At 38.4% G+C, this 25,730-nt stretch carries 17 protein-coding genes and 1 pseudogene; 10 read left to right on the top strand and 8 right to left on the bottom strand.

What is annotated here, in order from left to right:
* Positions 1 to 22 precede the first annotated feature (22 nt).
* From ispG to HDE70_RS25395, 4 genes are all read right to left on the bottom strand, one after another.
* Positions 23 to 1,981, bottom strand: coding sequence for a (E)-4-hydroxy-3-methylbut-2-enyl-diphosphate synthase (ispG, locus tag HDE70_RS25410; protein WP_183892213.1), 1,959 nt, complete (start codon positions 1,979 to 1,981; stop codon positions 23 to 25).
* Positions 1,982 to 2,289: 308 nt separating this feature from the next.
* Complete coding sequence (locus HDE70_RS25405; RefSeq protein ID WP_183892212.1) at positions 2,290 to 2,898, bottom strand: RDD family protein; 609 nt, start codon at positions 2,896 to 2,898, stop codon at positions 2,290 to 2,292.
* Between the two features lie 7 nt (positions 2,899 to 2,905).
* Positions 2,906 to 3,859, bottom strand: coding sequence for a LiaF transmembrane domain-containing protein (locus HDE70_RS25400; protein ID WP_183892211.1), 954 nt, complete (start codon positions 3,857 to 3,859; stop codon positions 2,906 to 2,908).
* Positions 3,860 to 3,880: 21 nt separating this feature from the next.
* Positions 3,881 to 4,534, bottom strand: coding sequence for a PspC domain-containing protein (locus tag HDE70_RS25395; protein ID WP_183892210.1), 654 nt, complete (start codon positions 4,532 to 4,534; stop codon positions 3,881 to 3,883).
* Positions 4,535 to 4,853: 319 nt separating this feature from the next.
* Between HDE70_RS25395 and HDE70_RS25390 the strand changes: the two genes are divergently transcribed.
* The 3 genes from HDE70_RS25390 to HDE70_RS25380 are packed head-to-tail and all read left to right on the top strand — an operon-like array spanning position 4,854 to position 7,247.
* Entirely contained in the window at positions 4,854 to 5,588 is a 735-nt protein-coding gene (locus HDE70_RS25390) for an MlaE family ABC transporter permease (protein WP_183868668.1), read from the top strand.
* Positions 5,585 to 6,337 carry an ABC transporter ATP-binding protein gene (locus HDE70_RS25385; RefSeq protein ID WP_111635823.1) on the top strand — a complete coding sequence of 251 codons (753 nt, stop codon included), beginning with the start codon at positions 5,585 to 5,587 and terminating at the stop codon, positions 6,335 to 6,337. The genes HDE70_RS25390 and HDE70_RS25385 overlap by 4 nt, the downstream gene beginning before the upstream one ends.
* 22 nt (positions 6,338 to 6,359) lie before the next feature.
* Complete coding sequence (locus HDE70_RS25380) at positions 6,360 to 7,247, top strand: class I SAM-dependent methyltransferase (RefSeq protein WP_183868666.1); 888 nt, start codon at positions 6,360 to 6,362, stop codon at positions 7,245 to 7,247.
* Positions 7,248 to 7,275: 28 nt separating this feature from the next.
* On the opposite strand, the gene HDE70_RS25375 is transcribed toward HDE70_RS25380, so the two are convergent.
* Positions 7,276 to 8,427: an HmuY family protein gene (locus HDE70_RS25375; RefSeq protein ID WP_183892209.1), complete on the bottom strand. Its 1,152-nt coding sequence runs from the start codon at positions 8,425 to 8,427 to the stop codon at positions 7,276 to 7,278.
* 215 nt (positions 8,428 to 8,642) lie between these two features.
* Here HDE70_RS25375 and HDE70_RS25370 point away from each other — a divergent pair, with 215 nt between their 5' ends.
* Complete coding sequence (locus HDE70_RS25370) at positions 8,643 to 9,695, top strand: hypothetical protein (protein ID WP_183868662.1); 1,053 nt, start codon at positions 8,643 to 8,645, stop codon at positions 9,693 to 9,695.
* Positions 9,696 to 9,864: 169 nt separating this feature from the next.
* Complete coding sequence (locus HDE70_RS25365) at positions 9,865 to 10,455, top strand: HupE/UreJ family protein (protein ID WP_183868660.1); 591 nt, start codon at positions 9,865 to 9,867, stop codon at positions 10,453 to 10,455.
* Positions 10,456 to 11,158: 703 nt separating this feature from the next.
* Here HDE70_RS25365 and HDE70_RS25360 read toward each other — a convergent pair.
* Both HDE70_RS25360 and HDE70_RS25355 read right to left on the bottom strand, forming a co-directional pair.
* Positions 11,159 to 13,676: pseudogene (locus tag HDE70_RS25360) on the bottom strand (DNA gyrase/topoisomerase IV subunit A); the annotation flags it as partial.
* 106 nt (positions 13,677 to 13,782) lie between these two features.
* On the bottom strand, positions 13,783 to 14,271 hold the full coding sequence (locus HDE70_RS25355) for a cytidine deaminase (RefSeq protein WP_183868657.1): 489 nt from the start codon (positions 14,269 to 14,271) through the stop codon (positions 13,783 to 13,785).
* A gap of 206 nt (positions 14,272 to 14,477) precedes the next feature.
* On the opposite strand from HDE70_RS25355, the gene HDE70_RS27525 reads away from it, so the two are divergent.
* From HDE70_RS27525 to HDE70_RS25335, 5 genes are all read left to right on the top strand, one after another.
* Positions 14,478 to 14,618, top strand: a complete 141-nt coding sequence (locus HDE70_RS27525; RefSeq protein WP_409339009.1) for a PD-(D/E)XK nuclease family transposase — start codon at positions 14,478 to 14,480, stop codon at positions 14,616 to 14,618.
* Positions 14,590 to 15,156 (top strand): Rpn family recombination-promoting nuclease/putative transposase, encoded by a 567-nt coding sequence (locus tag HDE70_RS25350; RefSeq protein WP_311676533.1) that lies wholly within the window; start codon positions 14,590 to 14,592, stop codon positions 15,154 to 15,156. The genes HDE70_RS27525 and HDE70_RS25350 overlap by 29 nt, the downstream gene beginning before the upstream one ends.
* 168 nt (positions 15,157 to 15,324) lie before the next feature.
* Positions 15,325 to 20,343: a translocation/assembly module TamB gene (locus HDE70_RS25345; RefSeq protein WP_183892208.1), complete on the top strand. Its 5,019-nt coding sequence runs from the start codon at positions 15,325 to 15,327 to the stop codon at positions 20,341 to 20,343.
* Positions 20,344 to 20,412: 69 nt separating this feature from the next.
* Entirely contained in the window at positions 20,413 to 22,704 is a 2,292-nt protein-coding gene (locus HDE70_RS25340) for a BamA/TamA family outer membrane protein (RefSeq protein WP_183868653.1), read from the top strand.
* Between the two features lie 30 nt (positions 22,705 to 22,734).
* Positions 22,735 to 23,748 carry a YihY/virulence factor BrkB family protein gene (locus HDE70_RS25335; RefSeq protein ID WP_183892207.1) on the top strand — a complete coding sequence of 338 codons (1,014 nt, stop codon included), beginning with the start codon at positions 22,735 to 22,737 and terminating at the stop codon, positions 23,746 to 23,748.
* Here HDE70_RS25335 and HDE70_RS25330 read toward each other — a convergent pair.
* Positions 23,745 to 25,664, bottom strand: coding sequence for a DNA topoisomerase IV subunit B (locus HDE70_RS25330; RefSeq protein ID WP_183868649.1), 1,920 nt, complete (start codon positions 25,662 to 25,664; stop codon positions 23,745 to 23,747). The genes HDE70_RS25335 and HDE70_RS25330 overlap by 4 nt on opposite strands.
* Between the last annotated feature and the right edge of the window lie 66 nt (positions 25,665 to 25,730).

Below are 25,730 nucleotides of genomic sequence, written 5' to 3'. Positions count from 1 at the left end.
CATGTTTTACAACAAATAAAAATTATTTCACTTCTGTCCAGTTCCCATCCTCCCTGATCAGATCGATCAGATCATCGAGTGCTTTGGCAGAACTTACATTCTTTTTAACGACTTCTTTACCGCGGTATAAAGTGATTTTACCAGGGCCCGTACCTACATAACCATAATCGGCATCTGCCATTTCACCAGGCCCATTTACAATACAACCCATAATCCCGATTTTGATCCCTTTTAAATGATCAGTTCTCGAACGGATCAACTGGGTTGTTTCCTGTAAATCAAAGAGTGTTCTGCCACAACTTGGGCAGGAAATATATTCTGTTTTGGAAATTCTCGTCCGGGTGGCCTGCAAAATTCCAAAACTTGTAGAATTCATAACCGGAAGGCCAACTGTTTCAGGAGCATCAATCCATACCCCATCCCCAAGACCATCCGTAAACAGCGCACCTAAATCAGTCGCTGCGTATAATTGCAAATCATCTGCGCTGATTGCAGCATAAGATCTCTTCACAATAACCGGAATCTGATTTCCGCTTTTTAGCAGCTCAATAAAAAAGGCTCTCTGCTCAATAGTTCCCTCTTCCGAAGAAGTTTCCAGTACCAGTACCGCCGTCTCATCTAACAGTGACAGCAAAACTTTACTATAACTCTTTGCATTAACAGACACAAGATTCAGGATAGGATCTTTCTGAGCGGCTGATGCATAATCTTCCAGTTTAATCAGCGGATGACAATTGCTTTTATCCTTCAGCGTTAACCATGTTTTGTAGTTATAAATCTGGCGCAGATTACCAGGAAAAGAGAAAGAAGGCAGTTCATCTCCTAAATAAACAAGATCACAAGCCTGATCGGCCATATTATATTTATCCAGTCCGGCACTGTATTTATACCCAACTTCAGTCAGAAAATAAGGATCTTTTAAATTCTTTGAAGACACATCAAGCATCACTACCGGATGATGATGGCCCCCAATATGCTGCACCGGTAAAGTAACCCTGCGATTATATTCATAAGGATTATAAGGTAAATTACGGATCTCAATCTTTTCCTTCTCTACAACATTTAAAGCACGGTTTACATAACGATCGGCCAGCGCTTTAGCTACCGGAGCTTCAAATTCAGGATCTTCTGTCAGAGAAACCCTGATTGTATCTCCTAAGCCATCTTCCAGTAAAGTACCAATACCAACCGCAGATTTGATTCTTCCGTCCTCTCCATCACCAGCTTCAGTAACCCCAAGGTGCAGCGGATAGTTCATCCCCTCTTTCACCATAGTTTCTACCAGCAAACGATAAGCCTGAACCATTACCTGTGTATTACTCGCTTTCATGGAAATCACCAGGTTATAATAATTCAGGTCCTCACAGATCCTCATAAATTCCATAGCCGATTCCACCATACCGCGTGGTGTATCTCCATACTGGCTCATAATCCTGTCCGATAACGAACCATGATTTGTACCAATACGCATTGCAGTACCATATTCCTTACAAATTTTCACCAATGGTGAAAACTTCTTATAAATTCTTTCCAGCTCAGCCTGATAAGCCAGCTGTGTATATTCTATATTTTCAAAACGCTTCTTATCTGCATAATTACCCGGATTAACCCTTACCTTTTCCACAATACGCGCAGCAGCCTCAGCAGCATTGGGCGTAAAATGTATATCGGCTACTAAAGGGACATTATACCCCCTAAACCTCAGCTCCTTCTTAATATTAGCCAGATTTTCAGCTTCCTTCATACTCGGCGCTGTAATCCTTACATACTCACAACCAGACTCTACCATCCTGATAGTCTGTTCTACCGTTCCCAGCGTGTCCATAGTGTCAGTAGTGGTCATAGACTGTATCCTGATTGGATTCAATCCGCCCATAGGAATATCCCCTATAGAAACCTCACGTGTTAAGAACCTGGAATACTGGTTTAGATGATTACAATAACCCCCGGCCAATTCTTTTTGTGCTGCTACGTTTTCCATAAGGGTACAAAGATAAAGATTATGTTTTATATGTGAATTCACATCGAAATTATAAAGATTAAGTTTTGTATGTGAATTCAGATAAATTACAATAGTAGTCAGAAGGCCTATTGAAGCGTCATTGAGATGACCTTGGAATGAGGTTAAAATGACTGTGGTCATTCCATGGCACTATTCAACCCGGTTTCAACACCTGTTTTATACGCCAAGGCCACGTTTTGAATTTATACAGCAAGACAGCCTGGTAATCCCAATAAACGGTGGAAGAGAAAAAATAAAAAAGGAATAGCCATATTCCTTTTTTATTTTTAGATCAGGCGATCCTTGATGACCAAAGTGCCCGCAGCAACATCGTGAAAACACTGTTGCTTCTTATTCAAAAAACTATACAGATACCCAAAAAACAATGGAGCAACAGATAAAACCTTGCCCAGGTTCCTTAAGAAAGACAAACCAATACTCACCCTTGATCCCCCCATATCCGTTACCTTAATACTTAACAATCTTTTCCCAATTGTCCCTTGCTTCGCAGAAGCCTCCGCAAACACACCGTAAACAAACTTGAACACCGGGATCAGCGGCAAGAGTAATAATGCAAATGAAATCCTTTCCCCCTGCCCCTTTACGAAAGTAAAACAGCAAAGTACCACCACGATATAAACCAGAAACAAAAGGAAGTAATCAATCACAGCAGCCAGCAAACGCTGATCAAATGAAGCAAAATATTGCGGAGCAGTCTGTTGATAACTGAAACCAAAAAGCGCACGGAGTTCAGGGAACTCGTGCGCTTCTTTATAATCGTCCATTCCGGGCTTTCTCACAAAAGTTCCCGCTACAATACTCATCTCCTTTAAATGTTCAAAATCGTATGGCCCCTCAGGCTTTCCATTAACGACTACAATATAGTTGGGTTCCAATAGCTCTTTAATGTCTGGTTACCTCAAAATTACTCAATCCACCGTCCAGATTAATAAAAATCTTTTTCGCAGCTGTTTTATAATTTGAAGTCTCATAATTATTATTGTCAATCTTGATAAAACCAGGGAAGTCCTTTGCAGAAAGGCCCGTTTTAGTGATAATTCTGCAACCCGATGCTTCTGGAATACTGATTTCTATCGAAGCAACACCAGTTTTAACCACTACATCAGTAATAGGCAATAAATCCCCTACCTTAAGATCAACAGAAGCCGCACCACCATCAAATCTGAAGCTCCTCACCTTGTAAGCCGTCAAATCCAAATCTACCTCACCAGCACCCATGTTCATATTCACAGTCCACTCCGGTTTTTTATTCAGCCTCAACTCTACATTATTGCCCCCATTGCCAAGAGACCAGTTTCCTTTCTTTTCCTTCATTTTAAAAGTTACTGTATTTATAGAATCTGAACTTTCTTTCTGCAAAATGAAATTCCCGTTTTTGCGTTCTACATCAGCTGTTATCAACTCCTGTGTTTCGCCCTTCAGGTTAAAAGATGTACCACCGCCAGAAATATTAAGCACAGTTTTTTTCAAACTGTCGGCCGCAGCAAATGGCTCTGAAAATTTAACATTCTGCGAATCCTCATCCCCAACACTATCTAAATCAAGGTCCAGATCTTTCCCAAAACGATCACCTATCCAATTTTTATGAAGCGGAGGCTGCTGTCCTTTGTAAAACATAAAACCAAGCATCAATACCAGTACCCCAAGAGAAATCATGTTTCCGGTTTCTGACTTGTTCCTGTTAAACAGGATATTTACACCGGCAATGATTAAAAATACAGGCCAGAAACTCCATATATTTCTCCAGTAAAAATTAATGACATTAAAATTCTCCAACAAAAGGACCGCACCTACAAACAGTAGTATTATGCCCCACATTACTCTATTCAATTTCATAATATTATTTAGTTAGGGGGTTTACAATTGATTTTCCGGAGCCTGATCTGCGGGTTTTGCAGGTTCCTGAGCAATAGGTTGCTCTGCCGTAGTTTTCATATCTTCAGCCTGTTTACCCTTCCAGTCTACCCATTTATTCTGGCGCTTAGCTTTCAGAATAAAACTTAAACCGATCGCAACAAAGAATAAAGGCCATAATTTATCTAACCTGACCCAGTAAGGAATCAGATCAAACTCGTTCATCAGACAAAATAAACCAATCACGAGCAAAACTAATCCTCCAATAGTCCGTCCTGTATCATTATTCTTTGGTAAAGATTTAAAATCTATCGGGTTCTGCCAGTCCTGTGCAGGTGCGCTTTTTACATCCGGGTTTCCGGCAGCCGAAAACGGCTGCTCCTGTCCAAATGGCGGCGGCGTATTAAATCCCTGAAAATCATTCTGTTTTTTGAAATAATCATTAAACTTTGAAAATTTCGCAGCCGGATCATTGTTTACCGGCACTACAATCCACATCACCAGATAAACCAGGATACCAGTTCCAACCAAAAATATAGTTGACAATACAAATAACAACCTGATAATGGTTACATCTACCTGCATATACTCTGCTAATCCTGATGAAACGCCTGCAATTATTTTATCATGTTCGTTTCTTAACAACCTGTTTTCCATAAATCACTCTCCTATTTTATTAACAATAAAATCATTAACGGTCTTAACAACATTTATAATGTTTAAGTTTCACAAGCTATAAACATTGATTAAGCCTCAATACACAATTAAGACTGAGCAAGTACTATTTAGTTACAAAAGACTGCAAAGCATTTTTTAACCTCATTAACAATTTTACAGATCAAGCCCTAACCGGCTGCAAAAAACCGCATTATTCATCAAATAGCAGAATATTTTTTTGAAATAAACAAACCCACAACATTTTTTGTTGTTTCTTTGTATTATTATAGTATTAATACATTAGCTAATTTCTTACTGAATGAACTTCACCAATTTTGGTAGATACCTGTTGCTGTTGAGAGCAGTTTTCAGGAAACCCGAAAAATTTAAAATATATCTTAAGGCCATCTTTCAACAGATGGATTTTGTAGGTGTCGGCTCCCTTGGTTTGATTGCTATCATTTCTACCTTTATCGGGGCGGTTATGACTTTACAAATCGCTTTCCAGCTGGTGAGTGACTTTATACCTAAATCAATCATTGGTTCGGTAACACGGGATTCAAGTATTCTGGAACTCAGCCCAACCATTACCGCGATTGTACTTGCAGGTAAAATTGGTTCTGCCATTTCTTCAGAAATTGGTACTATGCGCGTAAGTGAACAAATTGATGCGCTTGAAATTATGGGTATCAATTCACCTGGTTACCTGATTCTTCCTAAATTAATTGCAGGAATTACAATGGTTCCTGTGCTGGTTATTTTTGCCATGGTATTAAGTATTACCGGCGGTTACCTGGGCGGTACTTTATCAGGAGCAGTAACACCTGCGGAATATATCATGGGAATTACCACTGATTTCAATCCTTATACTATTGTTGTTGCACTGGTTAAAGCATTTGTTTTTGGTTTCATCATTACCACGGTTCCTGCATACGAAGGTTTTTACGTTAAAGGTGGTGCATTAGAAGTAGCTCAGGCAAGTACAAGAGCAGTCGTAGTAAGCTGTATCAGTATCCTGGCTTGTGATTACATTGTAACCCAATTATTATTATGATCGAAATCAAAGACATTGAAAAATCTTTCGGGTCCAATACTGTCCTGAAAGGTATATCAGGCATATTCAAAGAAGGATTAACGAATTTGATCATTGGTGGTTCAGGTTCCGGAAAAACTACCCTGCTGAAATGTATGATAGGTTTACATACGCCCGAAAAAGGAAGTGTACAATATGACGGAAGAGAATTCATTGATATGGATTTCGAACAGCGTATTGAAATCCGTAAAGAAATCGGCATGCTTTTCCAGGGTTCAGCGCTTTTTGACTCGATGACTGTGGAAGAGAACATCATGTTTCCACTGAACATGTTTACCGACCACAGCTTTAAAGAAAAACTGGAACGTGTTAATTTTTGTCTGGAAAGGGTAAACCTGGAAGGTAAAAATAAACTTTTCCCTGCTGAACTTTCAGGAGGAATGAAAAAACGTGTGGGAATTGCCCGTGCAATTGCCATGAACCCTAAATATCTTTTTGTGGATGAGCCCAACTCAGGACTTGATCCGAAAACATCGATCGTGATTGATGAGCTGATTAAGGAAATCACAGAAGAATACAACACTACTACAATTGTAGTTACCCACGATATGAACTCGGTAATGGGCATCGGTGATTATATTCTTTTCTTACACGAAGGAAAAAAATTCTGGGAAGGTTCCAATAAAGAAATTGCCCATACAGACATAGCAGAACTTAATGATTTTGTTTTTGCCAGCCGTTTTATGAAAGCTGCCAAGAAAAACTTTTAATAACATTTGTACAAAAATATTTATGATAAGCCTACTTACCCCCACGCACTGGAAAGATTATGAGTTGATTGACTGTGGAGATTTTGAAAAATTAGAGCGCTTTGGCAATCTGATCCTTTGCAGACCTGAGCCTCAGGCTGTGTGGAAAAAAATGCTTCCTGAACAGGAATGGAAAAAATTAACACACATCAGGTTTAAAGGTCGCTCTGCAACTTCCGGAGAATGGGTAAAGTCTACCGGAAATGTTCCTGACCGCTGGAATGTAGAATACAAAAATGAGGAGGTAAAGATTAACCTGCGCCTTGGTTTAACCTCTTTTAAACATGTAGGTGTTTTCCCTGAGCAGGCAGTGAACTGGGATTATATCTCTTCTTCGATTAAAAAATTCAAAAATCCAAAACCGAAAGTACTTAACCTTTTTGCTTATACAGGTGCAGCCTCATTAATTGCACAAGCTTCAGGTGCAGATACGACACACGTAGATTCGATCAAACAGGTAGTGAACTGGGCCAATGAGAACCAGGAGTTATCTCAGTTGAAAGATGTGAGATGGGTTGTGGAAGATGCTTTGAAATTTGTAAAGCGTGAATTGAAACGCGGTAAAAAATATAATGGTATCATTTTAGATCCTCCTGCATTCGGACATGGGCCAAATGGAGAGAAATGGAAACTGGAAGATCATATCCAGGAAATGATGCAGGATGTAGTACAGTTATTGGATGAGGAAGAGCACTTCCTGATTCTGAATACGTACTCTTTAGGGTTCTCTTCTGTAATTGTAGAAAACCTGATTAAGACTTCTTTCCCCCAGGTAAAAAATCTTGAAACTGGTGAATTATATCTTCAGGCCACTTCAGGCATCAAATTACCATTGGGTGTTTTTGGAAAATTTAATACTTTCTCTTCTTAAGAAGAGAAAGTATTATGATCTGAACTGATTATTGGGTGTTTCCCGGGGTTATTGCCGCATCCACTAATCTATATTCTATAACCGGCGTACCTATAACTCCACCGTCTGCATTACTGGAACTTACAAACCTGAGTTTATAAACGTTACCTTCTGCATCTTTAACCACATAAAAACGGTCTCTGTTGACTATGGGCCTGTCATCCGAAGTTAATGATCTCCATTTAACTCCAATTGCCTCACGTGTATTCAAATAGGTTAATCCTGCCAGTTTATCTTTATTGAAATTCTCATATTCTTTCGCTGCCTGATCTACGATTTTTACTTCCGCAGCAGTCACTCCTCCTAAAAAGTTAATGAGTACAAAATCATGGGTTGCTGTGGCTATTGTACCATCTGCATTTTTACTGGTAGTCCACGTCCATGCTATATCCCATAAAGATTTCGCAGGTTCTCCAACGGCGGATAAATTTGTAAAACTGAAAACGTTAAAATTATAGGATAAATCTTTATTAACTGTACGCGGTGTAAAAGCAGGGTTGTCATTGGACATTGAAGCATATTTAACAACGTATCCATTATTTCCTTTATATACTTTTACTTTATACCAAGGTCTTTTGAGTGGTATAGATGGTATTGCTGGTGTGGTGGGAGTAGCTGGTATAGCATTAGTGAATGGCGGAACTCCTGCATAACCACTGTTAATAATATAAATTTTACTTGCATCTTCATTTTCACCGACTTCTAATGTGACCAGCTTAGCTAAATAATCAGTCGGCGTCCCGGTTACAGGATCTACCAGGAGTCCGCTGCCAGCAGCATTAAGCTGTAACGACGCTGCTATTGCAATAGAATCAGCCTGCAACACTTTTGCAAAATCTGTTTTTTTCGTATCGAAAGCCAGCGCCCCCATAGTGTGGTTAAGAATAACTTTGAAATCTGCACCGGGATAAAGTCCCAGGTCCCAGTTTGCCCTCCTTACCGGAGTCACCACACCCTTACTAAAATCGACAAAAACACTGTTAGCCGCATTTATACCAAGTTCAGTTCCTGCCACACCCGGAAGTGTCGCCAGTTGTCCCGCATATGGCTGTGGGTACCTGTAGTCGACACTGTCTTTTTTACATCCTGCAAAAGCAAAAACTACACAGCAGCAAATAATAAGTATATTATTTTTATTCATGTTAAATCTCTAATTCTCTAAAACGTTAAGAAGCGTAAAGATAATATTCCTGACCTTGAATTTTTCACAAATCTGGCGCAGAATAGGCAGATTATCTCAGTTTCAGCGGCCTGGCTCTTATCAATCTGATAATTCTTTTACGGATTAGAGATTTTGTCAGCTGAATGTGTAGTTTTGCAGCCACACGAATTCATATTTAAATTACTTTATAACCTATGAAAATACCACAACTCGCGGGAACATTATTAATTGCATTTACAACAGTTACACTTTTTGCCAATTGTACTTCCGGTACTGATAAAAAAGGTACAAAAACAAAAACGACTATAAATGCATCAGGAGATTCTTCGGAAGTTGCTGTTACTGATACCTCACGTAAACCTATTGATACTGCAAAATACAATGCTTTGATGGTCAAACTTGCGCATGGAGATACTACGGGAAGATGGCCGGTTAAGCCTCAGCCTTATCCATTGCCGGGTGCGATTTTACCTTACAAAAGGATTGTTGCTTACTACGGAAATATATATTCAAAAAGAATGGGTGCTTTAGGGGAATATGCACCTAAGGAAATGTTATCCAGACTGGATGTTGAAGTGAAGAAGTGGGAAAAGGCTGATCCTTCTACCCCTGTTCAGCCTGCTTTACATTATATCGCTGTAGTAGCTCAGGGTGACCCTGGTAAAGATGGCAAACATAGGTTCAGAATGCCGGATAAACAAATTGATTCTGTACTGGCTATTTCAAGAATGCGCAAAAATATGATTGTGTTCCTTGATATTCAGGTATCGTTAAGCACAATCAGAGAGGAATTACCTTTATTGGAAAAATACCTGAAAATGCCAAATGTTCATTTAGGGATAGATCCTGAATTCTCTATGAAAGAAGGTGTGAAACCAGGAAAAAGAATAGGTACATATGATGCTGCTGATATCAATTACTGTTCACAATTCCTTGCTGACCTGGTAAAAAAATACAATTTGCCTCCAAAGGTTTTTACTGTTCACCGTTTTACCAAGAAAATGATCACGAATTACAAGAACATCAAGTTACGTCCTGAAGTTCAAATCGTTATGCATATGGATGGATGGGGAGAGCCTGAACTTAAAAAAGGTACTTACCGTCACTTCATCTTTAGCGAACCAGTTGAGTTCACAGGTTTCAAATTGTTCTATAAAAATGATTTGAAAAAAGCACCAAACAGATTAATGACACCAGAAGATTTATTGAAACTTACACCGATACCTGTATATATACAATATCAGTAGGTCTTCCTTATTTTCTACAAGAAACGCCCTGTTATTGATTAACTGGGCGTTTTTTTATTCCTGTAAAATCGGATTCCTAAAACGGTTATCCTGTAATATTATTGTTCCTTCGCCTTGAGACACAACGATTATACTTTCATTGTTAATTAAAAATTAATAAGTTTGGTCTATGCAGGATTTCTCTTTATACTTCGAATTGGGTTGGCAACATATACTAAACTGGAAGGGATATGATCATATTCTTTTTGTGATAGTTTTATGTGGAGCGTACACCCTAACGGACTGGAAGAGAGTACTTTTACTGGTCACCGCATTCACTATCGGCCACAGTATCACCCTTGCACTAAGCGTATTAAAAGTAATCACAGTCAAAACTAATTTAATTGAGTTTCTGATCCCGGTAACCATATTGGTGACTGCGGCTTCAAATATTCTTGGCGGGAAGTCGTCAAGACCCAAGGGGGTGCAGTTAAAATATATACTTGCCCTGTTCTTCGGATTGATCCACGGAATGGGCTTTTCCAATTATCTGAATAGCCTGCTTGGTAAAAGCACCAATATTGTGGCAGAGTTATTCGCTTTCAATATCGGGCTTGAATTTGGTCAGATTATTATCGTAACCGGAATATTGCTTATTTCTTTCATACTGATCAATATCTTCAAGGTCAAAAAGTGGAATTGGAATTTCTTCCTGTCTTCCGCAATATTTGGTATTTCATTTATTATGGCCGCAGAGCGGTGGCCTGACTTATTCCGTTAGAATAAGCCAAGCTGACCTTTATCGTCGATCTCTACATCATCAGGATTAGTGATCTCAAATTTGACATTTTTATTGAGTGAAGCTTCTTTAGTAACTTTACTTTTAGCATCGTCAGTTTTCTTTTGCTTCGCTGGTTTAACTGCTGGCGTTTCAGTTTTTTCAGGAGTAACTGGTACTTCTGCTTTCACAGGAACCACCGGTGTTTCTACCACTTCTGGAATAACAAGTGCTTCTGCTTCCACAGGAACAACCGGTGTTTCTACTATTTCAGGAGCAACTGGCGTTTCCACCGCTTCTGGAGTAACTGGTGCTTCTGCTTTCTTAGTACGTTTTACCGGAGTTCGCACAGCTTTATATGCTTCTTCAACCGGCTGAACTATACTTTCCTGTCTGATCCATTCTTTTTTAACAACAGGAGCAACTTTTTCTTCCTCAATTCCGGAAGAACTTTTTACGTTCTCTGTAATGGTATCTTCAGTTTCTCTTATTGTTTCTTCAGGAATTACTTCTTCAGCTGTTTCTTCAATAACCTCTTCAACTGATATTACTTCATCCTCAACTTTACTTTCATCCTCAATTTCAGTTCCATCCTGAGTTTCAGCAGCAACAACTGTTTCAGCTTCGGTCAAACCTGCTGAAACTGATGATTCCTGATCATCCTCAGTAACTTCTTCTGCTGCAACAGTACTTTCCTTAACCTCTTCTTCCAGAACCGGCTCATTCTCTTCAGCATTACTGATTGCGATATTTTTCACATCATGCTGACTTAACCGGTTACCATTAGCTTTAATACCTTTTACATCTATAAAATCTGCCAGTACAATTTCCAATGTCTCAGGAATCTGTGTTTTGCCTTTTAATACATCAACTGTTAATGTCGCTTCAGGATTACTGGTCAGGTGCAGAAATCTCGAGCCAGTCTCCTCACTGATCAGCGTTTGTTTTTTACCGATTGCGATAGGTTCAAAAACAAAGCGTTTAATAAAGTAATTCTTAGCTTTTCCTTCATACTGCACTACCGCAAATGCTTTTTCAGGATCAAATTTCTGGATCAGCAGCAAATCAGCATCAAAGTGGTTACTCAATTCGAAAGAACTCAGTTCATACCAACCTTCTTTATGGACTTGCAGGATTTTGTCGTCGCCATCAAATTCACCCAGGTATTTACCCCTTCCGTCAACGTTTAGTCTTCTTAATAAATCATCATACCAGATTTTCAGCCCTGACAGCGTAGAAACGCCTTTACTCTTCAATAAAACCTTCTTGATAGGATATTTAGAGACTATATTTCCCTGAGAAGCGCGTCCTTTGATAGCAATATCTGCGAAGTCAATATCAAATTGCAGCTTCTTCAGCTTGGTATGCGGTTTAAGCATCACAGTAACAATCTCAGCCTCTCCGTTAGGATTAGGCGTGAAATATAACATCTTCGACCCTTTAGTCCCTTTTGTTAAATCGTATTCTTTGTCCCGGGTAACGCCCATCACAGCAAAACGCTTGATATAAGAAGTACCGCTTGCCCCGTCTTTGTAAATCAGGTTATAAATGGTACGGTCATCATTCTTCTTAAAGACCTGGGCGTACACAATTCCTTTTCCCACGAATGTTTTATCTGCTACTTTAGTAATCGTGCATTTACCATCTTCCCTGAAAACAATAATCTCATCCAGATCAGAACAATCTGCAATAAATTCGTCTTTTTTAAGTCCGGTTCCGATAAAACCGTCTTCGCGGTTCATATAGAGTTTAACATTGGCCAAAGCAACTTTGGAAGCCTCTACCCTATCAAACAGGCGGATCTCTGTTTTACGTTCTCTGCCTTTTCCGTATTTATCTTTTAATTTCTGATACCATGCAATTGCATAATCAGTGAGGTGACGAAGGTGGTTTTTCACTACCTTAATATCATCAGCCAATGCTTTCATCTGGTCATCCGCTTTTTTAACATCAAAGCGGGTAATGCTGCTCATCGGTTTATCGATCAGCTTTTTAAAATCTTCCGGCAGGATCTCTCTGTATAATTGCTCCTTGAAAGGGGTAAACAATATATTCAATACATCTACTACGGCATCGAAATTACTTGCATTTTCATATTCAGCATGCTTGTACATTCCCTCCTGAATGAAGATCTTCAACAAAGAGCTGAAGAAAATCTTTTCCTGAAGTTCATGCAGTTTGATTTCAAGCTCCTGTTTTAACAGATTTTTAGTATTCTGGGTATTTTCTATCAGAATAGCGTTCACACTCAGAAACTGAGGCTTGTCATCTTTAATGATACAGGTATTTGGAGAGATAGAAACCTCACAGGAAGTAAATGCATATAATGCATCTATAGTTACATCCGGCGATATGCCCGGAGCAAGCTGAATCACAATCTCCACATGCGCGGCTGTATTGTCTTCAATCTTCTTGATTTTGATTTTACCTTTATCATTGGCAGAAAGAATACTGTCAATTACAGAACCTGTAGTGGTGCTGTAAGGGATTTCAGTAATGACCAGGGTCTTCTTATCCTTTTCAGTGATTTTAGCACGTACACGGATCTTACCTCCGCGCATTCCTTCATTATAAGCAGAAAAATCTGCCATACCTCCGGTAAAGAAATCGGGAAGGATATTAGGTTTTTCACCCTGAAGGATGGCAATAGAAGCGTCAAGCAGTTCGATAAAGTTATGCGGCATAACTTTAGTAGCCAGACCTACTGCAATACCTTCAGCCCCCTGTGCCAATAGCAGCGGGAATTTTACAGGTAAAGTAAGCGGTTCATTATTCCGGCCGTCGTAACTTAATTGCCAGATAGTTGTATCTGCATTAAAGACAACTTCTGTGGCAAATTTTGACAGGCGCGCTTCAATATAACGCGGCGCAGCTGCACTGTCCCCGGTAATTGGATCTCCCCAGTTACCCTGACAATCAATCAGCAGGTCTTTCTGACCGATTTGTACCATGGCATCCCCAATAGAAGCATCCCCGTGCGGGTGATATTTCATGGTATTACCAATCACATTGGCTGCCTTATTGAAACGTCCGTCATCCATCTCTTTCAGCGAATGCATAATTCTACGCTGAACGGGCTTTAGTCCATCATTAATATGGGGTACTGCCCGGTCTAAAATTACATAAGAGGCATAATCGAGGAACCAGTTCTCGTAAAGGCCATTAATAGGTATTACGGTATGTTTTGTCTCTTCGTTTACGTTATTATCTAATTCGTCGCTCATCAAGAAAGGGGTTTGGATGCCGTAAAGATAAGGCATCCGCTCAAATTTTGAGAACACAATTTCCTAACAGTTTTAAAAAAACTGATGCAGTGCTTAGATTCCGGAATTATACTGCCAGACGATCTTCTACAAATACAAAAGGAAGTAAACTTTTGATCCCCTTCACTTTTAGAATCTTACCGTCCAGACAATAGAAAAGCACTTCTATCTCTTTATTTTGTTTCCTTTCAAATTCGGCCATAACTTGTAAACAGGCACCACAGCAGGTAATGGGCTGCTCAATTTTAAAGCTATCGGTATGGGCGGTAATCGCCATAGTTTCTATAATTGCATTTGGATAAGTTGCGCCAATTGTAAAAAGAGCTACCCGTTCTGCACAGAGCCCGGATGGATAAGCCAGATTTTCCTGGTTACTACCGGAAACAACCACACCATCGTTCAGCCTTACCGCAGTGGCCACTTTAAAGTTAGAGTATGGGGAGTAAGAGGTCTTAAGTGCTTCCTTTGCTTGCACACATAAGGATTGATCAGCTGCATTCAGTTCTTCTAACTGATCGTAAGATTCATAAGCAATGGAAATATTTAAGTTATTCATATAAGTTTAAAAATTAAAATACAGCAGACATCATTATTGATGGTTCATGCCTGGTAAAAATTAGGGCTTACAATATACGTTGTTAATTTGAACAGATCCTAAATAACATAAATACATGTAATAATAAAACATAATGTTTCCAATATAGATAAATATTACCAACAATAGAGAAATGCAGAGTAAGTTGGGCACAAATCAATTGAATTATGTCAGAAAAAATAAACAAGTATATTAATCCGTTGTCAGATTTCGGTTTTAAACACCTTTTCGGCGGTGAGCCGAATAAGGATATTATGATCGGATTTTTACTTAAGCCGGCTGATTCACCAGCAAAAATTATTAGGTAAAGAAAACTGGAACTTCAAGCTGAAAGAGGTTTTTCTGATTGCTGTACTGGATTTTAAAATGAAAAGCAGCACTGACGCTCATTATCTGCAAAGTATTTCACTGGTTAATACGGGCTCAGGTGAAATATTCCACAATGGACTGGGATTTAAGTTTTTGGAACTGCCTAAATTTGATAAAAAAGAAGATGAGCTGGAGAATGAACTGGACAAATGGGTTTATATGCTTAAACACATGCAAAGTCTGCGCAAAATCCCGGAGTATCTGGACAAACGTATTTTTCAAAAAATATTTAATATAGCCGAAATGAGCAGACTAACACCCGAACAACGATTTATACACGATTCAGATCAACAGAAAAAATGGGAATATCAATGTGTTCTTGATGACCACTTTGAACAAGGCCTTGAGAAAGGTCTCGAAAAAGGAAAACTTGAAATTTCTCTTGAGCTGGCAAGGGAAATGAAAAAGGAAAATTTTGATACACTTAAGATCGTTCAGTTTACCAAGTTATCCATCGAAGTCATTAACAATTTATAGCTGTCTTATTATATACATAAAGACCCGGATCCGAGGTCTTTATGTATAAATTGTCATATTTATTTAAACAAAGTTTTGGTTTATTTGTAGTATACTGTAGGTTAAAACGGGCTAATGGCATAGTTTTTATACCTTGGTTAGTCATAAATCTCTCAAAATCTACTTGAATTGAATAAATACGTACGTAAAAGTTTAAAGGTTGTTCTATGGATTATTGCCACAATCATTTTATTGGTGGTTGCAGTGGCTATATCTTTAAATATCCCCGCCGTTCAGGACTTCGTTAAAGGCAAAGCTATTGCCTACCTGAAAAATAAAACCCACACAGAAGTAAGTCTGGAAAGTATTAAAATCGCCCTGCCTAAGGATATTGTGCTCAACAAATTCTACATGGAAGATAAAAAAGGCGACACTTTATTGTATGCACAGAAATTAGCAGTCGATATCAGTCTTTTCAAACTATTGAGTAATAAAATAGAAATTAACAATATTGAACTGGAGAAAATCCGGGCAAATGTGACCCGTATTAATCCGGATACAACATTTAATTTTTCTTTCCTTCTGGATGCTTTTATGTCCGAACAGAAAAAGCCGGAAGAAGAAGTAAAAAAAGATACCACTTCTACCATGAAGTTTTCTATCAGTAAAATAAGCTTAAAAGATATAGGTATTGTTTATCGTGATGATGTTGCAGGTAATGATGTGAGTGTGAATCTTGGAGAATTCCAGACAAACATTAAAGATTTTGATCTGGATAACCAACACTATGTAATTAAAGACCTGGTACTGAAAAACACTTCCCTGAAATATTTGCAGCAAAAACCACTTACCCAGCTGGCAGCCCACCTGGAAAAGAGTATCGATACTGCTAAAACAGCTTCCGGAAAACTTCCTTTGGTAGAGATTCAGGATGTTGCTTTTAATAATGTTAAGATCAACTTTAATGATATGCTCTCAGACATGCGTGCTGATCTGAATATTAATGAACTTAACCTGAAAAAACTCTTTGCTGACCTGACTAAAAGTGATTTTAAATTAGACGAAGCTACACTGAATAAGTCTAACATCCTGTTTGCTTTTAAACCGCTTTCAGTGGCATCAGGAACAAAATCTGCTGATAGTACAACTGCAAAGCCTTCTACCTTAGCTGTCCTGGTCAGCAAATTAAATCTTGCAGAAAACAATATACAATATGATAACCTGGCTGTAAAACCTACTGCAAAAGGACTCGATTATAACCACTTAAAAGTTAATGGGCTTGGATTAACAGCAGAACAACTGTCCTATAGTCAGGCCGGAATTAAGGTAAATGTTAAAAGTGGTGTATTCAAAGAAAGAAGTGGTTTTGAACTTTCAAAGTTGCAGGGTGACGTAGTCTATAGCGATAAAATGGTTAAACTAACCAATCTTGTCTTTAAAACACCTCATACTAATATTGAGAATAATACGACGTTGACCTATACCTCACTCGATGATTTAACCAAACATCCAGAAAAGGTGAAGTTAAACATACAGTTGAAAAATTCTGTATTAGGCCTAAAAGATGCAACTTACTTCAGTGATGCAATTCCACCAGCGTACCGCAATGAGAAAATTAAAATAACTGCCCGCGCAAATGGATATATGAATAATCTTTCGATTCCTCAATTGCAGATCAGTGGATTAAAAAGTACAAATATAGATGTGAATGGTACTGTTAAAGGGCTACCTGATGTCAATAAAACATTTCTCGATCTTAACATCAAACGCTTCTCTTTAACAAAAAGAGATCTGCTGGCCGTTATTCCTAAAAAATCTTTGCCAGCTAATATTGAATTGCCCAATACGATTGCTGCTAACGGAAAGTTTAAAGGATCTATGACCAATTTCAATACTGATTTCAATATCAATACAGATATGGGGGCAGCCAAACTACTGGCTAGTATGAAAGGGCCTAAAGGAAAAGAGAGTTATACTGCAAATATCAATCTAAATAACTTTAATGTTGGGCGTTTACTAAAGATGCAGCCTCAGTTAGGCCGGATTAGTGTTAAAGCGACTGTAAATGGAACAGGTTTAGATGCAAAGACAGCCAATGCAAAAATCAATGCACAGCTATTGAATGCTTATTATAATAAATACACTTATAAAAACCTCTTACTGAGTGGTACTTATTCAGGACAAAAAATGAATATCAAAAGTGAAATGGCAGATACCAATGCTAATTTCAATCTAACTGCTTTTATAGATATGGCGGGTAAGTATCCAGCTGTTAAAGCGGACCTTAACTTAAAACAAGTTGATCTTCAAAAACTAAACTTCAGTGCTACTGAATTGAGAATGGCTGGTCTGGTTAAAGCCGACATAAAAACTGCTGATCCTAATTACCTGAATGGAGATGTAAGTATCAGAGGTATGCAACTGGTTAAAGATGGACAAAGGTTTAATGTAGATACCATTGATGTACACGCCGAAGCGACAGCCAGGCATACCTTATTAACTTTAAAATCAGAGTTGCTGAGTGCACGTGTCGATGGACAATATCAACTTACTAACCTTGCTCCGGCAATAATTAACCAGATTAATAAATATTATGCATTTGGTGAGGTGACGAAGATACCGGATCAGCGTTTCAGATTTAATATGAACATTTATAACCCTAAGTTCATTAAAAACTTTATCCCTGCACTAACCACCTTCTCTCCTTCCAGAATCAATGGTTTACTGGATACGAAAAAAGACAGTTTAGTCATGAATGCCTGGGTCCCACAAGTAGTTTATGGAGATTACCAGGTGGACAGTACACGTCTTACGGTAGACAATTCTAACCAGAAACTGAACTATAAGTTATTGGTAAAACATGTACAAAGCAAATCAATAGCTTTATATAATACAGAACTAAGTGGTGAAGCAGCTAATAATATATTAGGTGTTAACATTTTCCTTAGAGATAGTAAACTGAAAGATAAATATGTACTTGGCGGTACTTTTAAATCAATTAATAAAAACTTTCAGTTCAGTTTCGATCCTCAGAAACTACTTTTAAATTATGATAAATGGTCAGTTTCTCCAGAAAACTTCATTCAGTTCGGAGCTTCGGGTATCCTGGCAAATCAGTTTAACCTGAGTAAAGGAGGACAGTTACTCAGTGTAAATAGTTTGAATTCAACTCCAGGTTCACCGCTTAAAGTAGAGTTTAAGAATTTTCAAATAGAAACATTGACCAAATTTGCAGAACAAGACAGTTCTTTAGTAGGCGGAGCAATCAATGGAACAGTGGATGTGAAAGAATTAACAGGAAGCCCAAAATTCGAAGCTAACCTGACCATTGATCACCTTCGTTATCAGAAAGATCAGTTGGGAACGCTACGTGTGGCTGTAAACAACAATACAGAGAATGCATTTGAAACCAATATTGCTTTAACCGGGGTACATGAGTTAAGGGTAAACGGATTCTATTATACGAAAGCCGAAAATGCATTGGATCTTACTTTGAATATTGACAAAATAGACCTTAAGGAATTGGAAAGCGTTTCCATGGGACAAATAAAACAGGGTTCAGGAACAATAACCGGACAACTTTCCATTAAAGGGGCGATCGCTTCACCAAAAGTTTTGGGAGACGTTAAATTTAACCAGGCTGCATTCAATGCAACTTATGTAAATTCATATTTCAGAATGCCGAATGAGACAATCAGCTTTACTGAAGAGGGCGTTAAGTTTAACAATTTTACCATTATTGATTCGCTGAATAAACAAGCGACGATAAATGGTGGGATCCTGACCAAAGATTACAGGAACTTCAAGTTCAATATGGATATCAAAACTGATAATTTCAGAGCGCTGCATTCTACAGCAGCAGATAATGAAATGATCTATGGAACAGTTTTCTTATCCAGCCTGATTAAGGTAAGGGGTGATTTAAACCAGCCGGATATCAATATGAACGTTCAGGTAGAGAAAGGTACCAAGTTCTTTTTCGCACTACCTCCGGATGATCCTTCGGTAATCAGCCAGGAGGGAATTGTACAGTTTATTGATGCAGATGCTGCACCATTTAATGGTCAGAAAGCGCTGAAAGCAGATAGTATCAGTAAATCTCCGATCAAAGGAATTAATCTGAGTGCCAATATTAAGATTGACCCGGATGCAGAACTGAACGTGGTGGTTGACCCCGCTAATGGTGATGCACTGAAGGTAAAAGGAACGGCTAACCTGATCGCAACGATGGACCCTAGTGGAAAAACCAGTTTAACGGGCCGTTACGATCTGAATGAGGGTTCATATAACTTATCTATCGGTGGGTTGGCTAAAAGATCATTTAAACTGGTTAAAGGAAGCAGTATCATCTGGACGGGAGAGCCTACAGAAGCAAATGTAGACCTGACTGCATTATATGAAGTTAATGCTGCACCAATTGATCTGTTAAATGCACCTGATCTTGTTCAGGCTAAAACAAAGTTACCTTTCCAGGTTTATCTATACATGAAAGATCAGCTGATGAAACCTACTATATCTTTTAAACTCGATATGCCAGCAAATGAACAAGGTGCTTTGGGTGGACAGGTTTATACTAAAATACAGAATGTAAACAGAGACGAAGGACAATTGAATAAACAGGTATTTGCTTTATTAGCACTAGGCCGTTTTATTGCGGACAATCCATTCGAGAGTCTTGTTGGTGGCGGGGGCGGTGTATCCTCAATGGCCCGTTCAAGTGTGAGTAATTTACTGACAGATCAGTTAAACAATCTGGCTTCTGATTTGGTTAAAGGCGTAGATATAAACTTTGGAGTGAATTCATCAGAAGATTACTCTACTGGTTCATTACAACAAAAAACAGATCTGGAAGTAGGTTTATCTAAAAAACTATTGAATGACAGGTTAACAGTTACTGTAGGAAGTTCATTTGGTCTGGAAGGCCCGCAGGCACCCGGACAGAACTCAACAAATATTGCAGGTAATGTGAACGTGGAATATGCGCTTTCTGCTGATGGCAGATACCGTTTGAGGGCTTACAGACGGAACCAGAACGAAGGTGTAATTGAAGGGCAGATTATTGAGACAGGTGTTGGATTTGCTTTAGTTGTTGATTATAATAAATTCAAAGAGATCTTCCAGAAAAGAAGAAAACGGAATCAGATCACTACTGAGCAGAAACCAAAAGAGAAAGCTGTGAATACTACACCAGCAAAAAGCGAAAAATAAGATTTAACATAAAAAACAAAAGCTTCTACAGATTTAAACCTGTAGAAGCTTATCAAACATAAGTACTGAATGAAAAAACTAATTCTACCCTCTTTATTAATCTTTTCGTGTTTAGTGTGGGCTGCCTGTAGCAACACTAAATATCTAAAACCCGGACAGACCTTATATACAGGTGCTGAGGTAAAGATCAATCCCGATTCTTCTTCAAAAATTGCAGATGAAAAGAATGTAAAGAGCGATTTAGAAAGCAAAACAAGACCTGCACCGAATAAAACGATTCTTGGCTTAAGACCAAAATTATATATCTATAACCTTGCCGGTGAACCTAAAAAACCTAAAGGTATCCGTCATTGGCTAAGAACGAAAGTTGGAGAACCTCCTGTATTACTGAGTGATGTTAAATTAAAAAGCAATAATGCCATATTAACGAGTTACCTGATTAGCCAGGGATACCTGCAATCTGTAGTAACAGGAGATACTATTGTTAAAAACCGTTCAGGTAAAGCTATTTATAAAGCAGAAACGGGTACCCGCTATAAAATCAATAACATCACTTTTCCTAAAGACACGGGTAATCTTGCCAATATTGTGAACCAGAACAAAGGAAAAACATTGCTTAAAAAAGGAGATTTTTATAATCTTGAAGTCTTTAAAAATGAACGGATCCGTATAGATAACGATCTGAAAGAAAATGGTTATTTCTATTTCAGCCCGGATTATCTGATACTTCAGGTAGATAGTACTATCGGAAAAAGCCAGGTTAATATTACGGTGAAAGTAAAAGATATAGCACCTGATGCAGGTTTGAAGCCATATACAATCAAAGAAATTAAGATATATCCGAACTACTCCCTGAGAAGGGATTCTGTACTGAGGAAATTGCAACCTATTGAATATAATGATTTCGAGATCTATGATGATAAAAAAACATTTAAACCTCGTTTATTTGATAGACTGGTCTTCTTTAAAAAAGGGGAAACTTATAACAGAAAAGATCATAACCAGTCTTTAAACCGAATGGTTAATATCAATGCTTTCCAGGCTGTTAAAGCAGAATTTCTACCAGTTGACAGTTTTAAAAATAACCAGCTGGATTTGAATATTTATCTGACCCCTTTAAAGAAAAACTCTTTATCATTTGCAGTGACCGGAACAAGTAAATCCAACAACTTTGTGGGTTCGGAAGTGAAAGTAACTCAAACTACCAGGAACTTATTCAGAGGGGCTGAGCAACTTGATGTAAGTGTAAGTGGTGGTTTTGAAACACAGGTAAGCGGACAAGCACAGAATCTTAATTCCTATTCATTTACGGCTCAGGGAAAATTAACCTTTCCAAGATTTATCGTTCCCTTTTATAAACCTAATAGCACAACTGCCTTCATCCCAAAAACTATTGCATCGCTGTCTTATGAGTTGTTAAGCAGAGGATCTTTATATGATTTAAGTTCATTTAAAGCTGAATATGGGTATTTATGGAAAGAAAACTTGTATAAAGAACATACTTTTAATCCTATTTCAGTCACTTACGTAAAACCATCAGTAAATAAGTTAAAAGAGGACAGCTTATATCTTGCAAATCCTGGATTAAGAAACATTCTTGAAAAACAATTTATCATTGGAAGCAGCTACAATTTCACCTATACCAATCAGATGGAAGAGTCCAGAAGAAATAATATATATTTCAATGGAAATATACAAACAGGTGGAAATCTTTGGGGATTATTCGTATCCAAAAATGACACAGGTACTAAAACAATTTTCAAAGTTCCATTAACACAATTCGTAAGATTGGAGACAGATCTTAGAGATTATTATAAGATCAATAGAAATGTGATTTGGGCCAACCGCCTTAATCTGGGATATGGTTATGCATATGGTAGTAGTACTTCCATGCCGTTCGTCAAACAATTTTTTGCTGGTGGAACAAATGATATTCGTGGTTTTGCATCAAGGTCACTGGGACCAGGCACTTACAAAGTTCCAGATACAGTCCAATATGCAGATCAAAGCGGTGACATAAAAATCATGTTGAACACTGAGCTGCGTTTTAAATTAGTCAGTGTCTTATACGGAGCTTTGTTTGCTGATGCAGGAAATATCTGGCTACGAAAAGAAGATCCATCCAGACCAGGTTCAGGTTTCAAATTAAATAATGCTTTAAGTCAAATGGCAGTCTCCACCGGAGCAGGTTTACGTGTAGATGCTAAAATCTTTGTTGTCCGTCTAGACGTAGCCTTCCCGATCAGAAAACCATACCTGCCAGAAGGACAAAGATGGGTAATTGATCAGGTTGCCTTCGGTGATAAAGCCTGGAGAAAAGAAAACTTAGTTTATAACATAGGAATTGGCTATCCATTCTAATTACCAATCCTATTTAAAGACATCTATCTAATGAAAGTACTACATAAAATTAAACATTTCTTTATTGCGCTGTACCATTTGTTTGTGGCTGCCGGGGCAGGCTTTATCGAGGACCGTGTGATGAAATTGAGCGCAGCACTTGCTTACTATACGATTTTCTCTTTAACTCCACTGATCATCATTGTTATTGCAGCTGCAAGTATATTTTTCAACAATAAAATAAATCCAGGTACCGAATTATTTGCGCAGATCAGTGACATGGTAAGCCCTGAAGCGGCCAAACAAATACAAGGATTTGTAGCAAACGCCAATCTTACCGGTAAAAGCACTATCGGTTTGATCATTGGAATCGGAACTTTAATTGTTGGTTCCACCGCGATCTTCATAGAAATACAAGACAGCATCAATATGATCTGGAAAGTGAAAGCTGTCCCTAAAAAAGGCTGGTTAAAAATGCTGACTAACAGGTTACTTTCCTTTTCACTGATTATATCAATGGGTTTCCTTCTACTGGTTTCACTGGTTATTAACAGTATCGTAGTCGGGCTGGGTTCTAAATTAGGAGAGTTAGTGAGCAGGAGCAAAATAGGTGAAGTTATTCCTGTAGCCGATACCACCACTACCCTATTGATCTATATCCTGAACAATGCTTTCACTTTAGCAGCTGTAACCGCAGTATTTACTATTATTTTCAAAGTATTACCAGATGTCATTCTACGATGGAAATCAGCTATCATAGGTGCTTTATTTACTGCACTATTATTCAGTTTAGGTAAATACCTGATTGGCGTTTATATTGAGAAAGGAAATCCTGCATCGGCATTTGGTGCGGCAAGTTCGATTATCGTGATCTTGTTATGGATATACTATACCTCTATTATTTTATACTTCGGAGCTGAGTTTACCCAGGCTTATGCAGAAAAATATGATAAAGGAATAAGACCAAGTAAATATGCAGTACACACACAGATTACTGTGGTCGAAGAAAAAGTGGATGTTTTACCTCCGCAACACCCTAAGGAAACAAAAACAGAATCGGCCTAAGCCGATTCTGCAATTTCATCTTCAATGATATCTTCAGAAACTGCCGCTGTAGCCGCATCTAAATCAGATGAGATCAACGCTTCTACGGTATCCTTTTCTATTCTTAAGTTTCTGATAATATGCTGTTGTCTGTCTGGTGTATTTTTACCCATATAGTATTCCAGCAGGTTTTTAATCGTCTGATCTTTCAGAATTACAGGGTCTAAGCGGATATCTTTACCGATAAACAGACCAAACTCATCAGGAGAAATCTCTCCCAAACCTTTAAATCGTGTAATCTCCGGTTTATTTCCTAATTTCTCAATTGCTTTTTTACGTTCATCATCACTATAGCAATAGATCGTTTCTTTCTTATTACGTACCCTGAATAAAGGGGTTTGCAGAATATATACGTGCCCGGCTCTCACCAGGTCAGGGAAGAACTGCAAAAAGAATGTCATCATCAATAACCTGATGTGCATACCATCCACATCGGCATCAGTAGCGATCACGATATTGTTATAATGCAAACCTTCCAGCCCATCTTCAATATTCAGTGCATGCTGCAATAAGTTGAATTCCTCATTTTCATAAACCACCTTTTTGGTCAGTTCATAACAATTCAGAGGTTTCCCCTTTAAACTGAATACTGCCTGGCAATCTACATCTCTGGATTTGGTAATAGATCCGGATGCAGAATCCCCTTCGGTAATAAACAACGTAGTTTCATAACGTTTTTCATGCGTACTGCTGAAATGGACTTTACAATCTCTGAGTTTCTTATTGTGAAGTGATGCTTTTTTAGCCCTGTCATTCGCCAGTTTCTTGATCCCGGCAATATCCTTACGTTCACGTTCAGATTGCAGGATACGCTTTAATAAAGCATCTGCAACATCAGTATGCTTGTGCAGATAATCATCCAGTTCTTTTTTAACGAAATCATTAATGAAAGTACGTACAGAAGGCCCTTCAGGCCCCATATTCTGAGAACCCAGTTTAGTTTTTGTCTGTGACTCAAATACCGGCTCCTGCACGCGAACAGAAATCGCAGCAATAATGGAAGAACGGATATCAGAAGCTTCGTATTCTTTTTTATAAAACTCACGGATAGTTTTCACAACCGCCTCTCTGAAAGCAGCCTGGTGTGTACCACCCTGAGTTGTATGCTGTCCATTCACAAAAGAATGATAATCTTCTCCATACTGCTGACCATGGGTCATCGCAATCTCGATATCATTCCCTTTCAGGTGAATAATCGGATAACGGATATTCTCTACATCTGCTACCTTATGCAGCAAATCGTACAGTCCACGTTCCGACAAGTATTTTTGATTGTTAAAATTAACCGTTAAACCAGTATTCAGGAACACATAGTTCCAGATCATACTTTCTACAAAATCAGGGATATAATGGTAATTTCTGAAAATAGTCTCATCAGGATAGAAGGTAATGGCAGTACCATTTCTTTGCGTCGTATCAATAATGGGATGATCCATGGTGATCTCTCCTCTTGAAAACTCCACCTTTTTCGTTTTTCCATCACGATAAGACTGTACCACGAAATTAGTTGACAAAGCATTTACCGCTTTCGTACCTACCCCGTTCAGCCCTACTGATTTCTGGAAAGCATTACTATCATATTTACCACCGGTATTGATCTTTGATACACAGTCAATCACTTTACCCAATGGAATACCACGGCCATAATCACGTACATTTACCTTAGAATCCGAAACAGTGATATCAATGGTACGGCCGGACCCCATTACAAACTCATCAATAGAGTTATCCATGATCTCCTTTAGCAAGACATAAATACCGTCATCCTGAGCGGAGCCATCACCCAACTTCCCGATATACATACCAGGGCGTAATCTGATGTGTTCTTTCCAGTCCAGTGACCGTATACTGTCATCGTTATATATAGGTTCAGCCATAATTTTTGTGTAGAGCTGCAAATTTAATGAATAGCTACCTCAATTAAACATCAAAGTTTCAACAAA

Source organism: Pedobacter cryoconitis, assembly GCF_014200595.1.
Taxonomy (GTDB): domain Bacteria; phylum Bacteroidota; class Bacteroidia; order Sphingobacteriales; family Sphingobacteriaceae; genus Pedobacter; species Pedobacter cryoconitis_C.
The sequence above is the reverse complement of the archived record's forward strand: the minus strand, read 5'-3'. Positions and strand labels throughout refer to the sequence as shown.

What these genes read in the sequence shown, in the direction of transcription:
- ispG (WP_183892213.1), bottom strand. Translation starts at nt 1,981, where the DNA reads ATGGAAAACGTAGCAGCACAAAAAGAATTGGCCGGGGGTTATTGTAAT.
- HDE70_RS25400 (WP_183892211.1), bottom strand. Translation starts at nt 3,859, where the DNA reads ATGAAATTGAATAGAGTAATGTGGGGCATAATACTACTGTTTGTAGGT.
- HDE70_RS25395 (WP_183892210.1), bottom strand. Translation starts at nt 4,534, where the DNA reads ATGGAAAACAGGTTGTTAAGAAACGAACATGATAAAATAATTGCAGGC.
- HDE70_RS25390 (WP_183868668.1), top strand. Translation starts at nt 4,854, where the DNA reads ATGAACTTCACCAATTTTGGTAGATACCTGTTGCTGTTGAGAGCAGTT.
- HDE70_RS25385 (WP_111635823.1), top strand. Translation starts at nt 5,585, where the DNA reads ATGATCGAAATCAAAGACATTGAAAAATCTTTCGGGTCCAATACTGTC.
- HDE70_RS25380 (WP_183868666.1), top strand. Translation starts at nt 6,360, where the DNA reads ATGATAAGCCTACTTACCCCCACGCACTGGAAAGATTATGAGTTGATT.
- HDE70_RS25375 (WP_183892209.1), bottom strand. Translation starts at nt 8,427, where the DNA reads ATGAATAAAAATAATATACTTATTATTTGCTGCTGTGTAGTTTTTGCT.
- HDE70_RS25370 (WP_183868662.1), top strand. Translation starts at nt 8,643, where the DNA reads ATGAAAATACCACAACTCGCGGGAACATTATTAATTGCATTTACAACA.
- HDE70_RS25365 (WP_183868660.1), top strand. Translation starts at nt 9,865, where the DNA reads ATGCAGGATTTCTCTTTATACTTCGAATTGGGTTGGCAACATATACTA.
- HDE70_RS25355 (WP_183868657.1), bottom strand. Translation starts at nt 14,271, where the DNA reads ATGAATAACTTAAATATTTCCATTGCTTATGAATCTTACGATCAGTTA.
- HDE70_RS27525 (WP_409339009.1), top strand. Translation starts at nt 14,478, where the DNA reads ATGTCAGAAAAAATAAACAAGTATATTAATCCGTTGTCAGATTTCGGT.
- HDE70_RS25340 (WP_183868653.1), top strand. Translation starts at nt 20,413, where the DNA reads ATGAAAAAACTAATTCTACCCTCTTTATTAATCTTTTCGTGTTTAGTG.
- HDE70_RS25335 (WP_183892207.1), top strand. Translation starts at nt 22,735, where the DNA reads ATGAAAGTACTACATAAAATTAAACATTTCTTTATTGCGCTGTACCAT.
- HDE70_RS25330 (WP_183868649.1), bottom strand. Translation starts at nt 25,664, where the DNA reads ATGGCTGAACCTATATATAACGATGACAGTATACGGTCACTGGACTGG.